The organism is Pseudomonas sp. MSSRFD41 (assembly GCF_014230245.1).
Lineage (GTDB): Bacteria > Pseudomonadota > Gammaproteobacteria > Pseudomonadales > Pseudomonadaceae > Aquipseudomonas > Aquipseudomonas piscis.
The window spans coordinates 203,918-224,598 of record NZ_JACKZK010000005.1; the positions used below are offsets into that span (position 1 = coordinate 203,918).

Annotated in this window: 19 protein-coding genes; 6 read left to right on the plus strand and 13 right to left on the minus strand. The window is 63.5% G+C overall.

The window, feature by feature from the left end; translation table 11 throughout:
- Window positions 1-7: 7 nt before the first annotated feature.
- From H7A76_RS11270 to treP, 3 genes are all read right to left on the minus strand, one after another.
- Window positions 8-1,231 (minus strand): maltoporin, encoded by a 1,224-nt coding sequence (locus tag H7A76_RS11270; RefSeq protein ID WP_185698546.1) that lies wholly within the window; start codon window positions 1,229-1,231, stop codon window positions 8-10.
- Window positions 1,232-1,353: 122 nt separating this feature from the next.
- Window positions 1,354-3,003 carry an alpha,alpha-phosphotrehalase gene (gene treC / locus H7A76_RS11275; protein ID WP_185698547.1) on the minus strand — a complete coding sequence of 550 codons (1,650 nt, stop codon included), beginning with the start codon at window positions 3,001-3,003 and terminating at the stop codon, window positions 1,354-1,356.
- 52 nt (window positions 3,004-3,055) lie between these two features.
- Window positions 3,056-4,498 carry a PTS system trehalose-specific EIIBC component gene (gene treP, locus H7A76_RS11280; protein WP_185698548.1) on the minus strand — a complete coding sequence of 481 codons (1,443 nt, stop codon included), beginning with the start codon at window positions 4,496-4,498 and terminating at the stop codon, window positions 3,056-3,058.
- Window positions 4,499-4,728: 230 nt separating this feature from the next.
- On the opposite strand from treP, the gene treR reads away from it, so the two are divergent.
- Window positions 4,729-5,433, plus strand: coding sequence for a trehalose operon repressor (gene treR, locus H7A76_RS11285; protein ID WP_185698549.1), 705 nt, complete (start codon window positions 4,729-4,731; stop codon window positions 5,431-5,433).
- A 12-nt stretch (window positions 5,434-5,445) separates the two neighbouring features.
- Here treR and H7A76_RS11290 read toward each other — a convergent pair whose 3' ends face one another.
- The gene (locus H7A76_RS11290) at window positions 5,446-5,967 is read right to left on the minus strand and encodes a DNA-binding protein (RefSeq protein ID WP_185698550.1); all 522 of its coding nucleotides are present in this window, start codon (window positions 5,965-5,967) and stop codon (window positions 5,446-5,448) included.
- Between the two features lie 5 nt (window positions 5,968-5,972).
- On the minus strand, window positions 5,973-6,251 hold the full coding sequence (locus H7A76_RS11295; RefSeq protein WP_185698551.1) for a hypothetical protein: 279 nt from the start codon (window positions 6,249-6,251) through the stop codon (window positions 5,973-5,975).
- Window positions 6,252-6,479: 228 nt separating this feature from the next.
- Here H7A76_RS11295 and H7A76_RS11300 point away from each other — a divergent pair, with 228 nt between their 5' ends.
- Window positions 6,480-6,926 carry a GNAT family N-acetyltransferase gene (locus H7A76_RS11300; RefSeq protein WP_185698552.1) on the plus strand — a complete coding sequence of 149 codons (447 nt, stop codon included), beginning with the start codon at window positions 6,480-6,482 and terminating at the stop codon, window positions 6,924-6,926.
- A gap of 12 nt (window positions 6,927-6,938) precedes the next feature.
- Here H7A76_RS11300 and H7A76_RS11305 read toward each other — a convergent pair whose 3' ends face one another.
- The 5 genes from H7A76_RS11305 to H7A76_RS11325 all read right to left on the minus strand — a co-directional run bounded on the left by H7A76_RS11305 (window position 6,939) and on the right by H7A76_RS11325 (window position 12,723).
- Complete coding sequence (locus H7A76_RS11305) at window positions 6,939-7,682, minus strand: M24 family metallopeptidase (protein WP_185698553.1); 744 nt, start codon at window positions 7,680-7,682, stop codon at window positions 6,939-6,941.
- A gap of 284 nt (window positions 7,683-7,966) precedes the next feature.
- Complete coding sequence (gene guaA, locus H7A76_RS11310; protein WP_185698554.1) at window positions 7,967-9,544, minus strand: glutamine-hydrolyzing GMP synthase; 1,578 nt, start codon at window positions 9,542-9,544, stop codon at window positions 7,967-7,969.
- A gap of 90 nt (window positions 9,545-9,634) precedes the next feature.
- Window positions 9,635-11,110, minus strand: coding sequence for an IMP dehydrogenase (guaB, locus tag H7A76_RS11315; protein ID WP_185698555.1), 1,476 nt, complete (start codon window positions 11,108-11,110; stop codon window positions 9,635-9,637).
- A 162-nt stretch (window positions 11,111-11,272) separates the two neighbouring features.
- Window positions 11,273-11,821 carry a sugar ABC transporter ATPase gene (locus tag H7A76_RS11320; protein WP_185698556.1) on the minus strand — a complete coding sequence of 183 codons (549 nt, stop codon included), beginning with the start codon at window positions 11,819-11,821 and terminating at the stop codon, window positions 11,273-11,275.
- 131 nt (window positions 11,822-11,952) lie between these two features.
- The gene (locus tag H7A76_RS11325) at window positions 11,953-12,723 is read right to left on the minus strand and encodes a sulfite exporter TauE/SafE family protein (protein ID WP_185698557.1); all 771 of its coding nucleotides are present in this window, start codon (window positions 12,721-12,723) and stop codon (window positions 11,953-11,955) included.
- A 101-nt stretch (window positions 12,724-12,824) separates the two neighbouring features.
- Here H7A76_RS11325 and H7A76_RS11330 point away from each other — a divergent pair, with 101 nt between their 5' ends.
- From H7A76_RS11330 to leuA, 4 genes are all read left to right on the plus strand, one after another.
- A complete protein-coding gene (locus H7A76_RS11330; protein WP_185698558.1) occupies window positions 12,825-13,721 on the plus strand; it encodes a LysR family transcriptional regulator in 897 nt (298 codons plus the stop codon).
- A gap of 47 nt (window positions 13,722-13,768) precedes the next feature.
- The gene (gene xseA, locus H7A76_RS11335; protein WP_185698559.1) at window positions 13,769-15,148 is read left to right on the plus strand and encodes an exodeoxyribonuclease VII large subunit; all 1,380 of its coding nucleotides are present in this window, start codon (window positions 13,769-13,771) and stop codon (window positions 15,146-15,148) included.
- A gap of 3 nt (window positions 15,149-15,151) precedes the next feature.
- Window positions 15,152-15,973, plus strand: a complete 822-nt coding sequence (locus tag H7A76_RS11340; RefSeq protein ID WP_185698560.1) for a M23 family metallopeptidase — start codon at window positions 15,152-15,154, stop codon at window positions 15,971-15,973.
- A gap of 377 nt (window positions 15,974-16,350) precedes the next feature.
- Window positions 16,351-18,030: a 2-isopropylmalate synthase gene (gene leuA, locus H7A76_RS11345; RefSeq protein ID WP_185698561.1), complete on the plus strand. Its 1,680-nt coding sequence runs from the start codon at window positions 16,351-16,353 to the stop codon at window positions 18,028-18,030.
- A 93-nt stretch (window positions 18,031-18,123) separates the two neighbouring features.
- On the opposite strand, the gene H7A76_RS11350 is transcribed toward leuA, so the two are convergent.
- The 3 genes from H7A76_RS11350 to H7A76_RS11360 form a co-directional block, all read right to left on the minus strand.
- Window positions 18,124-18,531, minus strand: coding sequence for a hypothetical protein (locus tag H7A76_RS11350; RefSeq protein ID WP_185698562.1), 408 nt, complete (start codon window positions 18,529-18,531; stop codon window positions 18,124-18,126).
- Between the two features lie 67 nt (window positions 18,532-18,598).
- Window positions 18,599-19,390, minus strand: a complete 792-nt coding sequence (locus H7A76_RS11355) for an amidohydrolase (protein WP_185698563.1) — start codon at window positions 19,388-19,390, stop codon at window positions 18,599-18,601.
- A complete protein-coding gene (locus tag H7A76_RS11360; RefSeq protein WP_185698564.1) occupies window positions 19,378-20,526 on the minus strand; it encodes a pyridoxal phosphate-dependent aminotransferase in 1,149 nt (382 codons plus the stop codon). Before H7A76_RS11360 ends, H7A76_RS11355 begins: the two co-directional genes overlap by 13 nt.
- Window positions 20,527-20,681: the final 155 nt, after the last annotated feature.

The following is a 20,681-nucleotide window of genomic DNA, read 5'->3' on the forward strand; positions in this document are numbered from 1 at the left end:
GCATCGCTTATTTCCACCAGTACTCGACCTGCAAACCGAGATTCGCCCCATGTCGGGCGCTGCCGAATGCACCGCTGTCGGACAGCGCGGAGCCGGCCGCCAGTTGATTGGCCGCACGCTGGGCCGCCTCGTTCCAGCTGGCATAGGTGTAATACAAGCGCACCTCGGGACGGGCCCAGAACTCCGGCCCCTTGGGCGACCAGGTCGGGGCGAAGGTGAACTTGCTGAGCTTGCGCGTGCCCCCGGGGGCCTCCACCTGATCGTGGCCGAACTCAGCCACCAGCTTGAACTGCTCGGTGATGGCATAGGCCGGGCGCACGCCGAGGGAGATCCACTTCTGGTCCTGGCCGTCGGGACGGATGTCCTTCTGATAGACCGCCTCAAACTGACCGCCGAAGCGCGGGGTCAGTTGCCAGTCGAAAAACTCCACTAGGCGATAGCTCTTGTTGCTGTCATCCAGATAGGAGTTGCCGGTATAACCCAGGCCGGTGCCCGGGCCTTCGCCGTATTGCAGGGCGAGCTTGTTCTTGCCGCCCAGAAAGCCCTGTTGCACATGCTGGGTGGTGACCGCCCAGCCACTGTGGGCGCCACGGCGATCGGGCTTTTCCAGGTAGCTCAGGCCCAGTTCCAGCTCGCCGCCGGGATTGCTCTGGAAGCCGGCGACGTTGAAGTCGTGACGGGTCACCGCCTGCTTCTGGTAGAGGTTGTCCTTACGGGAAAAGGCATAGCTGTATTTCAGGTCGCCGATGTGCACGTCCTCGACCCCGCCGCCGGTGGCGCTCTGGTTCCAGTAGTAGAAGTCGGAGATATGGATGTCGTTACGCTTGTAGTAACGACGCCCGGCCCACAGCGAACCGCCATTGAGGCTGGGCAGCTTGGACCACTGGGCATACATCTGCGGCATGCGCGCCGAGCCATTCTCCCCCCGGAAGGTCAGGTTGCGATCGTAGCGGTTGTTGAGCGAGGCCATGCCATCGACGCTGAGCACCGAGCCGTCCTCGAGAGTGTACAGATCCTGGCGCAGCTCCAGCTCGGCGTACTGTTCGCATTCGTTGCCCAGGCGGTATTTGGATGGCGCGCCGGGCAGCTGGAAGCACGATTGCGAACCACTGTTGACCGACGTACCGAGGCCGCTGCGCATGTAGCCGGAGAACTCCAGGGCCTGGACCGGATAGGGCAAGGCCAGGCACAGGCAGGACGCCGCCAAACCGCGATTGATCGTTGTTTTCATAAGCCACCCCATTATTTTTATTGTGATGTTGGCAACCCCGGGCGCCGGCTGGCCGGCGATCGAGGCCCTGCACCGGCCCTGGTACAGGGCATGCCTGGCAAACGGCAAAAACCACCTGGCTACTAGGCGTCGGCCAGGTGCAGGACGAAGGACTCATAGGGCCGCAGCAGCAACTGCCGGCTGCGCATGGCATCGCCCGGGTAGTTGCTGATCAGCAGCCGCTGTTGCATGCCCGGCTCGATAATCTGCGACGGCAATTGGACCTCGCACGGCGCGCCATAGAAGTTGTTCACCACCAACAGGCGCTCGCCCCGCCCTTCGCGCACGTAGATCCAGACCTGCGGGTGGTCGGGCAACAACTGGCGGTAGATGCCGTGCTGGATCAACGCCTGCTCACGGCGCAAGGCGATCAACCGACGATAGTGGTGCAACACCGATTGCGGGTCCTCTTGCTGCGCCTCGACATTGATCTGGCCGGCATTGGCCGCGACCTCGATCCACGGCTCGACGCTGCTGAAACCGGCGTTGACCCCGGCACTCCACTGCATGGGGGTGCGCCCGTTGTCCCGGGACTTCTGCTGGATCGCCGCCATGATCTGTTGCGGGTCTTCACCGGCCTCGCGCTTGAGGCGGTAGATGTTCAGGGTCTCGACGTCGCGGTATTGCTCGATACGCTGGAAATGCGGATTGGTCATGCCCAGCTCTTCACCCTGGTAGACGAAGGGCGTGCCCTGCAGCAGGTGCAAGGCGGTGGCCAGCATCTTGGCCGATACCACCCGATGCTCGCCGTCGTCGCCGAACCGCGACACCACCCGGGGCTGGTCGTGATTGCACCAGAACAACGCGTTCCAGCCGCCACCGGCCTGCATGCCGCACTGCCAATCGGAAAGAATGCGCTTGAGTTCGAGGAAGTCGAAATCGGCCCGCAGCCACTTCTGCTGGTTGGGGTAGTCCACCTTCAGGTGATGGAAGTTGAAGGTCATCGACAGCTCCTTCGACTCCGGGTTCGAGTAGCGGATGCAGTGCTCCAGGCAAGTGGAGGACATCTCGCCGACATTCACCAGGTCGTGGCCGGCGAACACCTCCCGATGCATCTCCTGCAGGTATTCATGGACGTTCGGGCCGTCGGTATAGAAACGTCGGCCGTCGCTCTGGTCCTCGGGGAAGTCCACCGGCTTGGAGATCAGGTTGATCACATCCAGGCGAAAGCCGCCGACCCCCTTGTCCCGCCAGAAGCGCATCATCTTGAAGACTTCGGCGCGCACCTGGGGGTTGTCCCAGTTCAGATCGGCCTGGGTGTGATCGAACAGGTGCAGGTAGTACTGGCCGGTCTGCGCCTCGTACTCCCAGGCCGAGCCGCCGAACTTGGACTCCCAGTTGTTGGGCTTGTCGCGCCAGATGTAGAAGTCCCGGTAGGGGTTGTCCAGGCTGCTGCGGGCCTGCTGGAACCAGGTGTGCTCGATGGAGGTGTGGTTGACCACGATGTCGAGCATCAACTTGATGCCGCGCTTGCCGGCCTGCTCGATCAACAGTTCGCAGTCGGCCATGCTGCCGTAGCTGGGATCGATGGCGTAGTAGTCGCTGATGTCATAGCCGTTGTCGCGCTGCGGCGAGCGCAGGAACGGAGTCAGCCACAGGCAGTCGACCCCCAGCCAGTGCAGGTAGTCGAGCTTGTCTACCACGCCCAGCAGGTCGCCGGTGGCCTGTCCTGAGTGGCTGTGAAAACTTTTCGGGTAGACCTGGTAGATCACCGAGCGCTGCCAGTCTTGCATGGGGTATTCCTTTGGAAAGTGCACAAGCGTTCACCGCCTCGTGCTGGGCCGCTCAGGCCACGCGGTAACCGGGACGGATGATCTTCAGGCTCAGGCCGCAAGTGAGGACGAAGGGCACTACCAGCGCCACGACCATGCCCACGACGAACATCGGGATGTATTGGGGAATGATCGAGATGAACCCCGGCAACCCACCGACGCCGATGGCCGAGGCCTGGACCTTGTTCAGCGAAAGAAAGACGCTGCCCAGGGCCGAGCCGGTCAGCGCGGCGTAGAACGGAAACTTGTAGCGCAGGTTGACCCCGAACATCGCCGGTTCGGTGATGCCGAAATAAGACGAGATCGCCGAGGTCGAGGCCATGCTGCGGTCCCGGGCGTTGCGGCTCATGGTGAATACCGCCAGGGCGGCACTGCCTTGGGCCAGGTTGGACATGACGATCATCGGCCAGATGAAGGTGCCGCCCTGGGTAGAGATCAGTTGCAGGTCGACCGCCAGGAACATGTGGTGCATGCCGGTGATCACCAGCGGCGCATAGAGCAGGCCGAAGATCGCCCCGCCCACCATTGGCGCCAGCTCGAACAGAATGACCACGCCCTCGGTGATCAGGATTCCCAGGTGGCGGGTCACCGGACCGATGATCGCCAGGGCCAGCACCCCGGTGACCACGATGGTGGTGATGGGCACCACCAGCAGGGTAATGGCATTGGGCACCCTCGCCCGCAGCCACTTCTCGATCACGCTCATCACATAGGCGGCCAGCAGGATCGGCAGGATCTGCCCCTGGTAGCCGACCTTCTCGATCTGGAACAGGCCAAGGATGTCGAAGTACGGCAGGCTCTGGCCATCCAGGCCAGCCACGGCCTTGCCGTAGTTCCAGGCGTTGAGCAGGTCCGGGTGCACCAGCATCAGGCCCAGGACGATGCCGAGGATCTCGCTGCCGCCAAAGCGCTTGGCCGCCGACCAGCCCACCAGGGCCGGCAGGAACACGAAGGAGGTGTTGGCCATCAGGTTGATCAGGCTCCACAACCCGTCCAGGTCCGGATGGGCCTCAAGCAGGGTCTGGCCCTCGATGAACATGCCCTTGGCGGCCAGCAGGTTGTTCACCCCCATCAGCAGGCCAGCGATGATCAGGGCCGGCAGGATCGGCATGAACACGTCGGAGAAGACCCGCACCAGGCGCTGCATGGCATGGGCCTTCTGCGCGCCCTTGTGCTTCACATCGGCAATGGTCGAGACGGCAAGGCCGGTTTGCTCGCGCAGCGCCGCGTAGACTTTTTCCACCTCGCCGGGGCCGATCACGACCTGGAACAGGCCACCGGTGAAGAACGAGCCCTTGACCAGGTCGATCTGGTTGAGCGTGGCGCTGTCGACCCGCGCCGGATCCTTGAGGGCCAGGCGCAGGCGAGTCACGCAATGGGCTGCCTGCTCGAGGTTGTCGGCGCCACCGAGGCTGTGCAGCAACTCGCTGGCGATCATTGAATAGTCGTGGCTCATGCTCGTTCTTCCACCTGGGATTCTTGTTATTGGCAGCACGCAGGAAGGAAAACTACTCGTCTGTACGAGTTAAATCAACAGCTCGTACAGACGAGTTTGTTTTTTTCTTCGAGCCGCCCCACCAGATCCGCTTTCCAGGCCCGGTCCAGCCTCGTTCAGGCGCATGGACAAATGCCCCGCCCAGCCCTTAAGGTGCCTGCCTTGAGCACCGTCCGGCACAGAGCCCTCCCATGAGCAAATACAACCGGATCTACAGCGATCTGCTTGCCAGCATCACCACCGAACGCCTGGAACGCGGCGCCCGCCTGCCCTCGGAAACCGAACTGATGGACAGCTACCAGGCCAGCCGCGGCACTGTACGCAAGGCCATCGAACTGCTTCAGGAACGCGGGTTCGCGCAGAAAGTCCATGGCAAGGGCACCTTCGTGCTCTCCTGCGCTCCCATCGAGTTCCAGCTGGGTGGCATCGTCAGTTTCCAGGAAACCTATCCACGGCTGGGGGATGACGTTCGCACCGAGGTGGTGGAGTTCAGCCAGTTTCCTCTCGAAGGCTCGCTGCGAGCGCACCTGCAGGCAGAAGAAGGCAGCCTGATCACCCGGATCAAGCGGGTACGGCGGATCGACGGCAAGCGGGTGATCCTCGACATCAACCACTTCGTCGCTGAGCTGATTCCGGGGCTGGACCGGCAAATCGCCGAGCACTCGATCTACGCCTATATCGAACAGACCCTGCAGTTGAACATCAGCTACGCCCAACGCACCATCGAGGCCAGCCCGCGCAGCAAGGACGACCAGCAGTTACTCGACCTGGACGGCCAGAGCCATGTGATCGTGGTCAGCAACCAGACCTTTCTCCAGGATGGCCGGCAGTTCGAGTACACCGAATCACGCCATACCCTGGACAAGTTCTACTTCTCCGACATTGCGCGGCGCTGAGCCGGCGAGCGATCAACCCAGCAGCGCCAGCAGTTCGGCGTTCAACGGCCCGATGCACCGCACCTGCCGGGCGAGATTGACCTGTTGCGCCACCCGAGCCACCTCGGTTACCGGATGTCCGCGCCAGCGACCGCCGTGACCATCCAGCCAGTCGAGGACCTGCGCCAGGTGCCAGCACGAGGGTTGGCCCTGATGAATGGCCAAGGGAAAGCTGTCGTCATGGTTGAGCATCAGCCTTTGCATGTCTTGCCGCGGCAGGCCGGCGATCCCGGCGATTTCATCGAGGCCGACGAAATCCGGTCCGGCCTCGACCAGTTGCGCCCCAGGCAGGGCCTGCCGGATCTCGCCCAGGGCGCTGAACAGGGCCTGCTGGGCATTGCTCGCCTTGCGCCGGAACTCCAGCGCCAGGCGCCCGCTGACGCCGCAGCCCAACAAGGCATCGGTACAACCGGCGGCGCCCAGGCGCTCGGCCACCTGCCATGGATCGCAGTCCCGGGCCGGCAAGCGGTAATCGAGGGTGAACAGGTATTCCATATCCTTCACTCCAGGCCTGGCGCCAGGGGCCCGGTTCGGCGCAACTGGTGCAGGGTGCAGTTATCGATCAACCGGCACAGGGCCCGGGCATGCCCGTTCGGGCACTTGGGCCAACGCCAGACCGTGGCGCGGCGAAACTCGCCGCACAGGCACAGCGGCGGCTCCTGGGGGCAGCAGATCATTCCCCAGGCCTGCTCGCCACCGACTTCGATCCGCCAGCCCTGCCACTGGGCGTAGCGCAGGGCCATTTCAATTTCCTGCTCGGGATGTGTTGCACGAGCCATCCGTGGCCTCCAGTATGCTCAGCGATTCAAGGCTTGCGCCCCCACCCACCTTCCTCGGGACGGATGACAGAGGGGGCCATCGAGGTTACACAGCCGGAGAAGAACAGCCGCCGCCCATGTCTTTCTCGATGTTGCCTGGACGCGAAAAAACCGCCCTTGCCAACCTGCGGCAACACAAATGCCAGCCCGCGCCCCGTCCACGGTGAGCGCCCACAGGAAAACCCACTGATGAATCCGAGGATTCGGCGCTTTACCCGGGACGACTTTGTCCAGTACCGCTCCTGGTACGCAGACCCGGCACTCAACGAACAACTGGGCCCCATGGATGAAGACTGGCTGGCCGCCGTACTCGGGGACAAGGAAGGCATGCAGTACAGCTATTTCGAGAATGAGCGGCTGGTGGCGGTGCTGGGCATCAGCTTCCACCCCGTCGAACGGGCCTGGGTATTCACCGATATCGCCGTCGACCCGGCACTCAAGCGCCGAGGCATAGGCCAACGGGCGCTCAGGGCGGTGATGGCTATCGAACCCAGGGAGCATGGTGATAGCTGGATGGCCTACGTCATGCCCGACAACCTGCCTGCATGCCGGTTCTTTGCCGCCCTGGGCTGGCCGTGCACGGCACCGGGTCCCGACGACGAAATGCTCACCTACCGGCATCGACGCCAGCACTGACCGGCAACCTGCTCAGTCCGGCAGGCCACTCAGGCGCTCCATGCCCTCCTCGGTGACCCGGACCATGGCGCTGAGTACCACGCCATCGTTGCCATCCTGGGCCAGCACGCGCCAACCACCGCAGAGCACGCGAATCTTCGAAGTCCCGGCCTTGGCCAACACCTGGACGTTGAGCACCTGCCCTACCCGCATCGGTTCCGACGGCCCATCGACACGGTAGCCCAATACCTGGGGTGGCTGGATGCGCTGGCGGCCCATGGCGTAACCGCAGTATTCGGCCACGGCACTCAAGCCCTGGGCATCCAGCACTTTCTGGATGGCTGCACCGATGGCGTTGACCGGCGTGCCGGCGCACACCTGGCCAAGCCCCTGCTCCAGGGCCAGCCTGGCGCCTGCCAACAAACGTCGTTGCTCGGCAGTGGCTCCAGCCGTGGCGAAGGTCCAGGACTGCACCCCATACCCCTTGTCCGAAGACACCACGATCTCCACTTTGACCAGGGCGCTGGCCGGCAGTGGTTTATCGGTGGGCGGGCAACTGATCAGCTGGGCGTTGACCGAAACCGGTACCGCCGCCGGATAGCCCTGGAAGCCCACCAGGGCGGGCAACAACTGGCGCTCGTGCATCTGTTGCAAGACTTGCTCCTGCAGCTCCAGTCCCGATACGCCTTCACGGATCAACGGCTTGAGCGACTGGAGGATCTGCGTCACCTGGACCGCTAGCCGACGCTCCTCAATCACGATCTCTGCTTCAGGCAACTTGCCTATCCGTTCGAATGCCCGGCGATTGCCTTCGACAAGGCGCTCATGACTCGCTAATGCCCCAACAGGCTCCGGCGCGGCATGCCCACTTCCCAGGCCCAAGGCACTGCACAGCTTGTTCAGCCAACTCATATCCATAGCCCTTTTCGTTGCCAGCTTCTGGCCAGGTACTGCGCCGCCATGAAAAAGGCCCCTGATCTTGCAATCAGGGGCCTTTCGGGCGGGTCAGCCTTGGCTTGGCCGCCCCATGACACTACCCGTCGCGGCAAGCCGCAGGGGCGTCATTCCCACTCGATGGTGGCTGGCGGCTTGCTCGACACATCGTAGGTGACGCGGGAGATGCCTTCGATCTCGTTGATGATCCGGCCGCTGACGGTCTCCAGCAGCTCGTAGGGCAGGTGCGCCCAACGAGCGGTCATGAAGTCCACGGTCTCTACCGCGCGCAGGGCCACGACCCAGGCGTAGCGACGGCCGTCGCCTACCACCCCCACCGATTTCACCGGCTGGAACACCACGAACGCCTGGCTGGTCTTGTGGTACCAGTCGGCCTTGCGCAGTTCTTCGATGAAGATGTGATCGGCGCGACGCAGGATGTCGGCGTACTCCTTCTTCACTTCACCGAGGATACGCACGCCCAGGCCCGGGCCCGGGAACGGGTGGCGGTAGACCATGTCGTACGGCAGGCCCAGTTCCAGGCCGATCTTGCGCACTTCGTCCTTGAACAGTTCGCGCAGCGGCTCGACCAGCTTGAGGTTCATTTCCTCCGGCAGGCCACCGACGTTGTGGTGCGACTTGATCACGTGAGCCTTGCCGCTCTTGGCGCCAGCCGACTCGATCACGTCGGGGTAGATGGTGCCCTGGGCCAGGAACTGGATGTTTTCCAGCTTGCTGGCCTCGGCATCGAACACGTCGATGAAGGTGCGGCCGATGATCTTGCGCTTCTTCTCCGGGTCGGCTTCACCGGCCAGGTTGTCGAGGAACTGCTTCTCGGCGTCGGCACGGATCACCTTGACGCCCATGTTCTCCTTGAACATGGCCATCACCTGGTCGCCTTCGTGCAGGCGCAGCAGGCCGTTGTCGACGAATACGCAGGTCAGCTGGTCGCCGATGGCGCGGTGCAGAAGCGCGGCGACCACCGAGGAGTCGACACCGCCGGACAGGCCCAGCAGGACGTTGGCCGAGCCCACTTGCGCCCGAACCTGGGCAACGGCGTCTTCGACGATGTTGGACGGGGTCCACAGGGCTTCGCAGCCGCAGATGTCCTGGACGAAGCGCGACAGGATGCGACCGCCTTGCTTGGTGTGGGTCACTTCCGGGTGGAACTGCACGCCGTAGTAGCCCAGGGCATCGTCGTACATGCCGGCGATCGGGCAGCTCGGGGTGCTGGCCAGCACATGGAAGTTGCCCGGCATCTGGGTGACCTTGTCGCCGTGGCTCATCCACACGTCCAGGCCCAGTACGCCGTCGTCGTCGACGTGGTCTTCGATGCCGTCCAGCAGGCGGCTCTTGCCGACCACGTCAACACGGGCGTAGCCGAACTCGCGCAACTCGGAACCTTCGACCTTGCCGCCCATTTGCTCGGCCATGGTCTGCATGCCGTAGCAGATGCCCAGCAGCGGGACCTTGAGGTCGAACACCGCCTGCGGTGCACGCGGGCTGTTGGCTTCGTGGACCGACTCCGGGCCACCGGCCAGGATGATGCCGCGCGGGTTGAATTCGCGGATCGCTTCATCGTCCATGTCGAACGGGTGCAGTTCGCAGTACACGCCGATTTCGCGTACGCGACGGGCGATCAGCTGGGTGTACTGGGAACCGAAGTCGAGGATCAGGATGCGGTGAGCATGAATGTCGAGGGCCATGGTCAGTCTCGTCTAATTTCAGAAACGACACGGGGCTGAAAAACACAGCCCCGGTTACTAGATTCGTCGATCGCCCGAAGGCGATCACTATCAGCCTACGCGATAGTTGGGTGCTTCCTTGGTGATCTGCACGTCATGGACGTGGGACTCGGCCATGCCGGCACCGGTGATGCGCACGAACTCCGGCTTGGTGCGCATCTCGTCGATGGTCGCACTGCCGGTGTAGCCCATGGACGAACGCAGGCCGCCCATCAGCTGGTGGATGATCGCGGCCAGTGCGCCCTTGTAGGGAACGCGGCCCTCGATACCTTCCGGAACCAGCTTCTCGGCACCGGCCGAGGAGTCCTGGAAGTAGCGGTCCGAAGAGCCTTGCGCCTGTGCCATGGCACCCAGCGAGCCCATGCCGCGGTAGGCCTTGTAGGAACGGCCCTGGAACAGTTCGACTTCGCCTGGCGCCTCTTCGGTACCGGCGAACATCGACCCCATCATCACGCAGGACGCACCGGCGACGATGGCCTTGGACAGGTCGCCGGAGAAACGGATGCCGCCGTCGGCGATCAATGGCACGCCAGTGCCTTCCAATGCCGCAGCCACGTTGGCGATGGCGCTGATCTGCGGCACGCCGACACCGGCAACGATACGGGTGGTGCAGATCGAGCCCGGGCCGATGCCGACCTTGACCGCGTCGGCGCCGGCTTCGGCCAGGGCCTTGGCGGCGGCGCCGGTGGCGATGTTGCCGCCGATCACCTGCACTTGCGGGTAGTTCTCCTTGACCCAGCGAACGCGATCGATCACGCCCTTGGAGTGGCCATGGGCGGTGTCCACTACCACCACATCGACACCGGCAGCCACCAGGGCCGCAACACGCTCGCCGGTGTCCTTGCCGGTGCCGACGGCGGCGCCGACGCGCAGGCGGCCCTGGTCGTCCTTGCTGGCCAGCGGATAGGCCTTGGCCTTCTCGATGTCGTTGACGGTCATCATGCCCTTGAGGACGAAGGCGTCATCGACGATCAGCACGCGCTCGATGCGGTGCTTGTGCAGCAGCTCGCGGACGGCGGACTTGTCGGCGACGGCCCCTTCCTTGACGGTGACCAGGCGCTCTTTGGGGGTCATCACCTCACGGACGCTGACTTCCAGGCGGCTTTCGAAACGCACGTCGCGGGAAGTCACGATGCCCACCAGGTCGCCGTTGTGCAGCACCGGCACGCCGGAGATGTTGTGGGTCTTGGTCAGGTCGAGCAGGTCGCGCACGGTGGCGTCGGCTTCGATGGTGATGGGGTCCTTGACCACACCGGCCTCGAAACGCTTGACCTTGCGCACTTCGGCAGCTTGCTGCTCGATGGTCATGTTCTTGTGGATGATGCCGATGCCGCCTTCCTGAGCCATGGCGATCGCCAGACGGGCTTCAGTGACGGTGTCCATGGCGGCGGAAACCAGTGGGATATTCAGCTCGATGCCACGGGTCAAACGGGTCTTTAGACTGACTTCGTTAGGCAGTACTTCGGAATAACCGGGCACTAAGAGGATGTCGTCGAAGGTGAGGGCTTCTTGGCTGATACGCAGCATCGCGGGGGCTCCCAGGCGGGAAAATGGAAGCGCGCCATTATACTCAGACCGCCTGCCGGGCTCAATGTAAAACTCGATCTAATATCGTTGGAGTGATGGATGGAGAACGCCTGCCCTGCTGGCCGGAACCAACCCGGCCAACCGGGCGCCCTGGCCAAGAAACTACAACTGGACCTTGACCCAGCTCATCGGCTGGTCCAGCCAGTCGGCGAACTCATCGATGAAGCTCTGCTTGAAGCCCGCTTCGGTCCAGTTGTTGAAGATGAAGCCCAGGTTGGAGAACCCGCACGGCTGGAGGAACAGGAAGCCGTTGATGTCGTCTTCATGGCCGCATTCGGGACAGGTGAAGTTGTCGGTGTGCCCGGGCATCCAGTCTTCCAGGCTTTCGAACAAGGCCTCGCCGACTTCCTGGCGACACTCGGCGCAACCGGCCTCCGCGAGGAAGCCCTTGGTCGGGGTATAGATGCAGCGCTTGGTGATGATCTCCAGGCCATTGACCGGTTCGCCGAATGGCAGCGCCTCAGGATGCAGCACCACGTCCCGGGCGCCTGGCGCGATGGCATGTCCCATGCGGTTGCCGGTGCGCCCGCAAGTGGTCAGGGTTTCCTCGACGATATTCTTGCGTACCAGCCAGCGCACGATGGCACGGGCCCGGGGCTCATGCACCGGCAGCGTGGAGATTTTCGGGACGAGGATGCTTTGGGAATTCATGGTCCAGCCTGGAGCGTCGAGGGACAGGGAAAACGCAGCGCCGGCGAACCGACCCCATCACCCAAGTGTAGAAGCCGGTTCGGCGACGAGCAGCGCCGAGGGCCGGCAGCTTAATCCCTGATCCTTGCAGGTCAAGCGCTCAAGTAACGGCCGATCAGGGCAAAGCCACTGGCCAGTACCAGCCAGGTCACCAGGCGCACGAAGGTTTCCCGGGACAGTTTCATCGCCAAGCGCCGGCCAATCCACGACCCCAGCACCATGGCCGGCAACAAGCACAGCGCCAGCAACAGCAACGGCACCTCGGCGTAGACCCCGGCCAGGGCGAACAGGCTCAGGCGTACCACGGTACTGCAGCTGATCAGCGCGCTCTGGGTCGCCCGGGCCGGGTCCTTGGGCAACCGGCTGTTCAGGTAGATCGCATACAGAAAGCCGCCACTGCCGAACAAGGCGCCGAACAGGCCGCCCACGATGCCCACGGGCACCGACCAACCGGCCGCCATCTGCGCCGGACGGACCTTCACCCAGAGGCTGTAGATGGCATAGGCACAAATGAACATCCCCATCAGCAGCAGCAACACATCGGACTTGAGGTTGAGCAGGAAGACCACTCCCAAGGTACAGCCCACCGCCATGCAGGGCAGCAAGCGCAACAATTCGTGCTTGGCCACGTCCTTGCGCGATGGCAGGAGGTTGCCGAAGGCGGCGATGAAATCCAGCAGCACCAACAACGGCACGATCTTCGACAGGGGCATGAACAGGATCAGGATCGGCCCGGCCACCAGGGCCGTGCCGAAACCGGCGATGCCGAACACTATGTAGGCCAGGGCAATGCCCAAGCCGATCGCCAGCCAGGCACCCGGCCCGAACGCCCACTGGTTCAATCCTTCAACGAACAGACTCATTACCGCCACTTCCTAGACCTTTATCCCAGGACTTTAGCCAGGGGCGAGTCTTGCGACTAATATCGTCGCAGCCACCCACTCATCGCAAAAAGGCATGACTTGTGATTTCAACCCGTCAACTGCGCTACTTCGTGGAAATCGCCGAATGCGGCAGCTTCAGCGCTGCGGCTGAACGTCTGTTCGTCGCCCAGTCGGCCCTGAGCCGGCAGATCAAGGAACTGGAAAGCCTGCTGCAAACCCCGCTGTTCGAGCGCACCGCTCGCCTGCCACGCTTGACCGCCGCCGGCGAGGCGTTCTTCCCCAAGGCCCGCAACCTGCTGACCGAACTGCACAAGGCCGGCGAACTGGCGACCCAGGTCGGCCAGGGGCAACTGGGGACCCTGCGCTTGAGCCACTCCAGCACCGTGCCCATGAGCGGACGCCTGCTACGGGGGATCAGCCACTATCTGCAGCAATGCCCCGGAGCCTCGATGGACATCGTCAAGCTGTCCTCCGAAGCGCAGTTGGAGGAACTGGCCGAGGGCCGCCTGGACGTCGGCCTGTTGCGCCTGCCAGTGTTGCGCCAGCGCGAAGGCGTACAGGTCATACCGCTGTTCAGCGAACCCTTGCTGGTGGCGCTGCCACCGACACATCCCCTGGCCCTCGACCCACCGACCAAGGGGATCGACCTGGCGCAACTGCGCGACGAAGCCTTTATCTCCATTCCCCATCCCCAGCGTGGTGGCTTGAGCTACCTCTCGGCCGAGTTGTGCATGCGCCAGGGCTTCTTTCCCAAGGCGGCGCGGGTGATGTCGCGCAAGACCACCCAATTACAGTTGATCCAGGCCGGCTTCGGCATCGCCCTGTTGCCCGAGTCGATGCAGGACATAGCCCCGGCCAACATCCATTTCCTGCCCTTGGTCGATAGCGATTGCCAGAGTGTCATCGCCCTCGCCTGCCGCCAGGAACCCACGCCGCTGGTGGCGCAGTTCGTCGAGCATTTTCGCGACTGTCTATAAGCAATTTGCCTTGGCCCATTGGGAAACAGCCCTTTAAACTGCGCCCCATGATTAAAGATCCCTTTGCACGACTCGGACTGGACCGCGAAGTCCTCACCGTCACCCAGCTCAACGGCCGCGCCCGGGTGCTGCTCGAGGACGTGTTCAGCAATATCTGGGTCGAGGGCGAGATCTCCAACCTCGCCCGTCCGGCTTCCGGCCACGTGTACTTCACCCTCAAGGACAGCGGCGCCCAGGTGCGCTGCGCACTGTTCCGGCAGAATGCCGCGCGGGTGCGCCAGGCGCTCAAGGACGGCCTGGCGGTCAAGGTCCGGGGCAAGGTCTCGCTGTTCGAAGGACGCGGCGACTACCAGCTGATTCTCGACACCGTGGAACCGGCCGGCGACGGTGCCCTGCGCCTGGCCTTCGAGGCCTTGAAGGACAAGCTCAGCGCCGAAGGCCTGTTCAGCGCCGAGCGCAAGCGGCCGCTACCGGCCCACCCCCAGCGCATCGGCATCATCAGTTCGCCTACGGGGGCGGTGATTCGCGACATCATCAGTGTCTTCCGGCGCCGCGCGCCTCAAGTCGCGCTGACCTTGATCCCTACCGCAGTGCAAGGCCGCGAAGCCACGGCGCAGATCGTCCGGGCCCTGCAACTGGCCGATGCCCGGGGCTTCGACGCTTTGATCCTGGCCCGCGGCGGCGGCTCCCTGGAAGACCTCTGGTGCTTCAACGAGGAGCCGGTGGCTCGGGCCGTAGCGAACTGCGTGACACCGATCATCAGCGCCGTCGGCCATGAAACCGACGTATCCATCAGCGATTTCGTGGCCGACGTCCGCGCGCCCACGCCCTCTGCCGCCGCCGAATTGCTGGCCCCGGACGCCAGCGACCTGCAACGGCGGGTCGACAGCCTGCACCGCCGCCTAGTCATGCGCATGCGCGACCGCTTGCTGCGCGAGCGCCTGCGCCTGGATGGCCTGGCCCGGCGCCTGCGCCATCCGGGCGAGCGTCTGCGCCAGCAGGCACAGCGCCTGGACGACCTGGACATGCGCCTGCGCCGGGCTTTCGAGCGTAACCTGAATACCCGCCGCGAACGCCTGATCCGCCTGGAGACCCGCCTCGGCGCCCAGCATCCGGGACGCAATCTGGCGCTGTTGCGCCAACGCCTGGACAGCCTTGCCGAACGCCTGCCCCGAGCCATGCGCGAAGGCCTGAAGGCCCGGCGCCTGCAACTGCAAAGCCAGATGCAGACCCTGCACGTGGTCAGCCCCCTGGCGACCCTGGGCCGGGGCTACAGCATTCTCCTCGACGAACGCGGCCAGGCCATCCGCACCGCCGCGCAAACCCGCAACGGCCAGCGCCTCACCGCGCGCCTGGGCGAAGGCGAACTGCAAGTGCGGGTCGAGGACAACCACCTGACGCCTGTCACCCTTTCCCTACTGGACTGATCCATGCCGCGTTTGCTCTGTTCCCTGCTATTGCTGTGCCTGGCCTGCAATGCCCAGGCCGATAGCTATATCACCCGCCTGTTGAACAAACCCGTGCCCGGCGGGGTGGCGGTGATCGACCTGGGTCAAGCCACCCAGGCGCCCAAGGCCAGCTACCAGGGCAAGCCGGTGCTGGTGGTCAAGGAACAGGCCAACTGGCTGGCGATCGTCGGCATCCCGCTGACGGTCAAGCCCGGGGCCCAGCAACTGACTAGCGCCAACCGCAACCTGGGTTTCGTGGTCGGCAGCAAGAAGTATCCGGAGCAGCACATCACCCTGAAGAACCAGCGCCAGGTGAATCCCAACCCCGCGGACCTGAAGCGCATCGATGCCGAGTTGGCCGAACAACTGCGCGCCTACCGCAGCTTCAGCGCCACTACCCCGAGCAACCTGTTGCTGGACAAGCCGGTGAACGGGCCGCTGTCGAGCAAGTTCGGCGTGCGTCGGTTCTTCAACGGCGAGGAACGCAATCCGCATTCGGGCCTGGACTTCGCGGTGCCGGCAGGCACGCCGATCAAGACCCCGGCAGCGGGCAAGGTGATTCTCACCGGCAACTACTTCTTCAATGGCAACACGGTGTTCGTCGACCATGGCCAGGGTTTCATCAGCATGTTCTGCCATATGTCGAAGATCGACGTGAAGGTCGGCCAATCCCTGGCCCGCGGCGCTGTAGTGGGCAAAGTGGGTTCCACCGGCCGGGCCACCGGACCGCACATGCACTGGAACGTCAGCCTGAACGACGCACGGGTAGATCCGGCGATCTTCATCGGCGCCTTCCAACCCTGATCGGCCCTCGCCGGGCCGGTTGCCGCCGGTCTTATCAAGACAAAGGTGCTTGACCCTGGGATTGCGCAGCTCGCGCGGACTGCGCAATCCATACAAAACAAAAAACCATCGAACAGAATAAAATCTCGTCATTTTTTGAAATTCGAGTATTCCTCTCAATTTTTTTTCGTTGCTTGCCATCTCTGACCCCAATAGTTAGGGTTGAGCACATGAAAACCTCTCATACCCTCATTCAGCGTCGTCAACACCGGAGCCTCTGCCTCGTCAGCGCACGACTGCCAGGCTGAACCGCGGTGCCTCATCCCCCTGCGTCAACAATTCATTCTTGACTCACCGGCAGGCCGCCCCTTTTCGGCCCGGACCATAAGGATTTCGCCATGACCATGCTCAAAGATCCGTCCTCCAAGTACCGTGCGTTCCCGACCATCAACTTGCCGGATCGCACCTGGCCATCGAAGGCCATCACCAGCGCGCCGATCTGGTGCAGCTCAGACTTGCGCGATGGCAACCAGTCGCTGATCGAACCGATGGACGCGGTCAAGAAACTGCGTTTCTGGAAGACCCTGGTGGCGGTCGGCGTGAAGGAAATCGAGGCTTCGTTCCCGGCGGCTTCGCAAACCGACTTCGACTTCGTGCGCACCCTGATCGAGGACGGTCACATCCCTGAAGACACCACCATCCAGGTGCTGACCCAGGCCCGTGAAGACTTGATCGCCCGCACCTTCGAGTCCTTGCGCGGGGCGAAGAAGGCCATCGTCCACCTCTACAACGCCACCAGCCCTTCTTTCCGCCGCATCGTCTTCAACCAGGACAAGGCCGGGGTGAAGGACATCGCGGTGAATGCGGCCAAGCTGTTCGTCAAGTACGCCGCCCAGCAACCGGAAACCCAGTGGCAGTTCGAATACTCGCCGGAAACCTTCAGCGCCACCGAGCTGGAGTTCGCCAAGGAAGTCTGCGACGCCGTGGTGGAAGTGTGGAACGCAACTCCAACTCATAAGGTGATCCTCAACCTGCCAGCCACTGTCGAAGTAGCGACGCCGAACGTCTATGCCGACCAGATCGAGTGGTTCTGCCGCAACATCAACCGTCGTGACAGCGTGATCATCAGCCTGCACACCCACAACGACCGTGGTACCGGCGTAGCGGCCACCGAACTGGGCCTGATGGCCGGCGCCGACCGTGTCGAAGGCTGCCTGTTCGGCAACGGCGAGCGCACCGGCAACGTCGACCTGGTGACCGTGGCCCTGAACCTCTACACCCAGGGGATCGACCCCGAGCTGGACTTTTCCGACATCGACGGTGTGCGCAAGGTCGTGGAAGAGTGCAACCAGATTCCCGTGCACCCGCGTCACCCCTATGTGGGCGACCTGGTCCACACGGCCTTTTCCGGCTCCCACCAGGATGCAATCCGCAAGGGCTTCGCCCAGCAGCAGGCCGATGGCGTCTGGGAAGTACCCTACCTGCCGATCGACCCGGCCGACATCGGCCGCAGCTATGAAGCGGTGATCCGCGTCAACAGCCAGTCGGGCAAGGGCGGCATCGCCTACCTGCTGGAACAGGAATACGGCATCAGCTTGCCGCGCCGCATGCAGATCGAGTTCAGCCAGGTGGTACAGCGGGAAACCGACCGCCTCGGCCTGGAGATGACCGCCCAGCAGATCCACGCGTTGCTGCACAGCGAGTACTTGCAGGCCAACACCCCGTACGCGCTGGTCAGCCATCGCCTGCAGGAAGAGAACGGCCACAGCTCGGTGGAAGTGGAAGTCGCGAGCAAGGGCCAGGGCGAAACCAACCTGCACTGGCGCGGCAAGGGCAACGGCGCCCTGGAAGCGCTGGTGGCCGGCCTGCCGGTCCCGGTGGAAATCATGGACTACAACGAACACGCCATCGGCGCGGGCACCAACGCCAAGGCGGCGGCCTACATCGAGCTGCGGGTCAACGGTGAACGTGCGGTGCACGGCGTGGGCATCGACGAGAACATCACCACCGCCAGCTTCAAGGCCTTGTTCAGCGCCCTGAACCGCGCCCTCAGCGAACGTCAGGCCCAGGCCGCCTGACCCGACACGCGCCAGGTAAAAGGCCCCGGGGAGTCGCGCTCCCCGGGGCCTTTTTGTCTCTGGGCGGCAAAGCCGATGCTTGCCGCCAGTCAGTCAGGCATGCACGTCGACGCTGAACATGGCCTGCAGCAACGCCGCCTGCAGGACCTGCAAGGTACTGCTGGTCTGGGCGATCTGGGCCTGAAGCTCCATGACCTGTTGGGCCTTCTGCTCATCGCTGGCCTGGCTCTTCTCGGTACTGGCCAGCTGCGCCTGCTGTTGCTCGAGGATCTTCTGGGTCTGCTCGATCTGTTTTTGCAGTTGCTTGACCGGATCGCCTCCGCCCTTCACCGCATCGATACCGGCGTCGGCGGAATTGACCCGCAGCGCCTTATCCTCGTCCTGCTCGATCCTGGCGGCTGGCGCCAGCGAGCGGGCCGTAGGCTCTTCAGCCCCGCTGAGGCGGACTTTCGGCGCGGCCGGGGGATAAGGATTGATGGTATTGGCGTTGATGCTGGTCATGAATGATTCCTCCTGGATTCATGCCCTATCGGCCCTCGATCCCAAAGCTTGATAGGCCGCTGCGAGCCTAGGTGAACCTGAAGCTGTCGGCATCGAGGTTGGCCGGGAACCGGGCACGGTAGGCGGCCAGGTCCGCGGCCTTGAGGCAGACCTGGAATACCCCGTCCGCCTCCCCGGCGCTGAGCAGGCTCTCCCCCTGGAAATCCAGCACCTGGCTATCGCCGGTGTAGGCAAAGCCCTTGCCATCGGTGCCCACGCGGTTCACCGCGGCGACATAACACAGGTTCTCGATAGCACGCGCCGGCAACAGCCGGTTCCAATGCAGGCGCCGCGCTCCCGGCCAGTTGGCGGTGTACAACAGCAGGTCGGTGTCCTGGGCATCGCGGCTCCAGACCGGGAAACGCAGGTCGTAGCAGATCAACGGGCGAATGCGCCAGCCCTTGAGCTCGAACTGCACCTGGCGCTCGCCAGGAGTGAAATGATCGTGCTCGCCAGCCATGCGGAACAGGTGACGCTTGTCGTAGTGCCAGACTTCACCATCAGGGCGTGCCCAAAGCAGGCGATTGCGGTGGCTGCCATCGGCCGCCTGGATAATCACACTGCCAGTGATCACCGCATCGAGCTTCTTCGCCTGGCAACGCAGCCACTTGCTGGTCGGACCATTCTCCGCTTCCGCTAGGGTCTGGGATTCCATGGAAAAGCCGGTAGTGAACATCTCCGGAAGAATCACCAGATCGGCGCCACGGGCCTGTTCCAGCAAAGGCTCGAAATGTTCCAGATTGGCCTGACGATCATGCCAGGCCAGGGTCGTCTGGACCAAAGCCAGGTTCAGATCGGGTAGTGCACTCAGATCACGCATAGTTTCTCCGCTGCCTGACGCAGCGTCTCCTCGCGCTTGGCAAAACACAGACGCACCAGACGCTGCCCCTGGGGCGGCTGCTGATAAAACACCGACACCGGAATGGCCGCGACCCCATGTTCACGGGTCATCCAGGTCGCCATCTCGACATCGTCCAGGTCTGGGCGAATCTGCGAATAATCCACCAGTTGAAAGTAGGTGCCGGTCACCCGGGTGAAACAAAAGCGTGAAGCGCTCAACAGATCACAGAACAGATCACGCTTGGCCTGGTAGAAAGCAGGCAACTGCTCGACGTGTTCCGGGTGCTCGGCCATGAAGTCGGCGAGAGCGTACTGCAAAGGCGTCACCCCGCAGAAGCTGACATATTGATGCACCTTGCGCAGCTCGGCGCTCAAGGCCGGCGGCGCCACCACGTAACCGGTCTTCCAGCCGGTAACGTGGTAGGTCTTGCCGAAGGAGCTGACCACGAAGGCCCGCTGGTACAACTCCTCATGGGCCAGGACGCTGGCATGGGGCACGCCATCGAACACCAGGTGCTCATAGACCTCGTCGCTGACCAGGTAGATGTCGCGATCACGGATCAGCTCGGCCAACCGGTCCAGCTCGGCGCGACTGATCAGGGCGCCACTGGGGTTGTGCGGGCTATTGATGATGATCATCCGCGTGCGCGGGCCCAGCGCCTCCTCGAGCTGCTGCCAGTCGATGGCGAAGTCGCCCTGGCTCAGTTGTACGTGCACGCAGCGACCGCCGGCCAGCTCCACCGAGGGTTCGTAGCTGTCGTAGCTGGGGTCGAAGACGATGACTTCATCTCCCTGGCGGATCAGCGCGTGGATGGCGCAGAAGATCGCCTGGGTCGCCCCCGGAGTGATGGTCACTTCAGCGTCAGGGTCGACCTTGGCGCCATAGCTGCGGGCGATCTTGGCCGCCACCTGCTGGCGCAGCGCCGGCAGGCCGGCCATCGGTGCGTACTGGTTATGGCCACTGGCGACATGCCGGCCGACCGCGTCGCGCAGTGCTTGCGGGCCGTCGAAATCCGGGAATCCCTGGGACAGGTTGAGCGCTCCGGTCTGGGCCGCGAGCTGGGACATTTGCGTGAAGATGGTGGTGCCGATATTCGGCAGCTTGCTGGTGATCATGCGGGTTCCCTGCTGAACACCCGGCTCTACGACGGCGCGGGAGGTCCCGAGGATAGCCCAAAGCGCGACGATTGAAAAAGGGGCCCAAGGGCCCCCTTTTCCTGCCGCCGTTTCAAGCTCCAGGCCACAAGCCACAAGGTTTGCGGCCTTGGCCC

Coding starts and splice junctions, on each gene's coding strand:
- H7A76_RS11270 (WP_185698546.1), bottom strand. CDS start 1,231: ATGAAAACAACGATCAATCGCGGTTTGGCGGCGTCCTGCCTGTGCCTG.
- leuA (WP_185698561.1), top strand. CDS start 16,351: ATGACCATGCTCAAAGATCCGTCCTCCAAGTACCGTGCGTTCCCGACC.
- H7A76_RS11340 (WP_185698560.1), top strand. CDS start 15,152: ATGCCGCGTTTGCTCTGTTCCCTGCTATTGCTGTGCCTGGCCTGCAAT.
- treP (WP_185698548.1), bottom strand. CDS start 4,498: ATGAGCCACGACTATTCAATGATCGCCAGCGAGTTGCTGCACAGCCTC.
- treR (WP_185698549.1), top strand. CDS start 4,729: ATGAGCAAATACAACCGGATCTACAGCGATCTGCTTGCCAGCATCACC.
- guaB (WP_185698555.1), bottom strand. CDS start 11,110: ATGCTGCGTATCAGCCAAGAAGCCCTCACCTTCGACGACATCCTCTTA.
- H7A76_RS11360 (WP_185698564.1), bottom strand. CDS start 20,526: ATGATCACCAGCAAGCTGCCGAATATCGGCACCACCATCTTCACGCAA.
- xseA (WP_185698559.1), top strand. CDS start 13,769: ATGATTAAAGATCCCTTTGCACGACTCGGACTGGACCGCGAAGTCCTC.
- guaA (WP_185698554.1), bottom strand. CDS start 9,544: ATGGCCCTCGACATTCATGCTCACCGCATCCTGATCCTCGACTTCGGT.
- H7A76_RS11320 (WP_185698556.1), bottom strand. CDS start 11,821: ATGAATTCCCAAAGCATCCTCGTCCCGAAAATCTCCACGCTGCCGGTG.
- H7A76_RS11355 (WP_185698563.1), bottom strand. CDS start 19,390: ATGCGTGATCTGAGTGCACTACCCGATCTGAACCTGGCTTTGGTCCAG.
- H7A76_RS11300 (WP_185698552.1), top strand. CDS start 6,480: ATGAATCCGAGGATTCGGCGCTTTACCCGGGACGACTTTGTCCAGTAC.
- H7A76_RS11325 (WP_185698557.1), bottom strand. CDS start 12,723: ATGAGTCTGTTCGTTGAAGGATTGAACCAGTGGGCGTTCGGGCCGGGT.
- H7A76_RS11350 (WP_185698562.1), bottom strand. CDS start 18,531: ATGACCAGCATCAACGCCAATACCATCAATCCTTATCCCCCGGCCGCG.
- treC (WP_185698547.1), bottom strand. CDS start 3,003: ATGCAAGACTGGCAGCGCTCGGTGATCTACCAGGTCTACCCGAAAAGT.
- H7A76_RS11290 (WP_185698550.1), bottom strand. CDS start 5,967: ATGGAATACCTGTTCACCCTCGATTACCGCTTGCCGGCCCGGGACTGC.
- H7A76_RS11295 (WP_185698551.1), bottom strand. CDS start 6,251: ATGGCTCGTGCAACACATCCCGAGCAGGAAATTGAAATGGCCCTGCGC.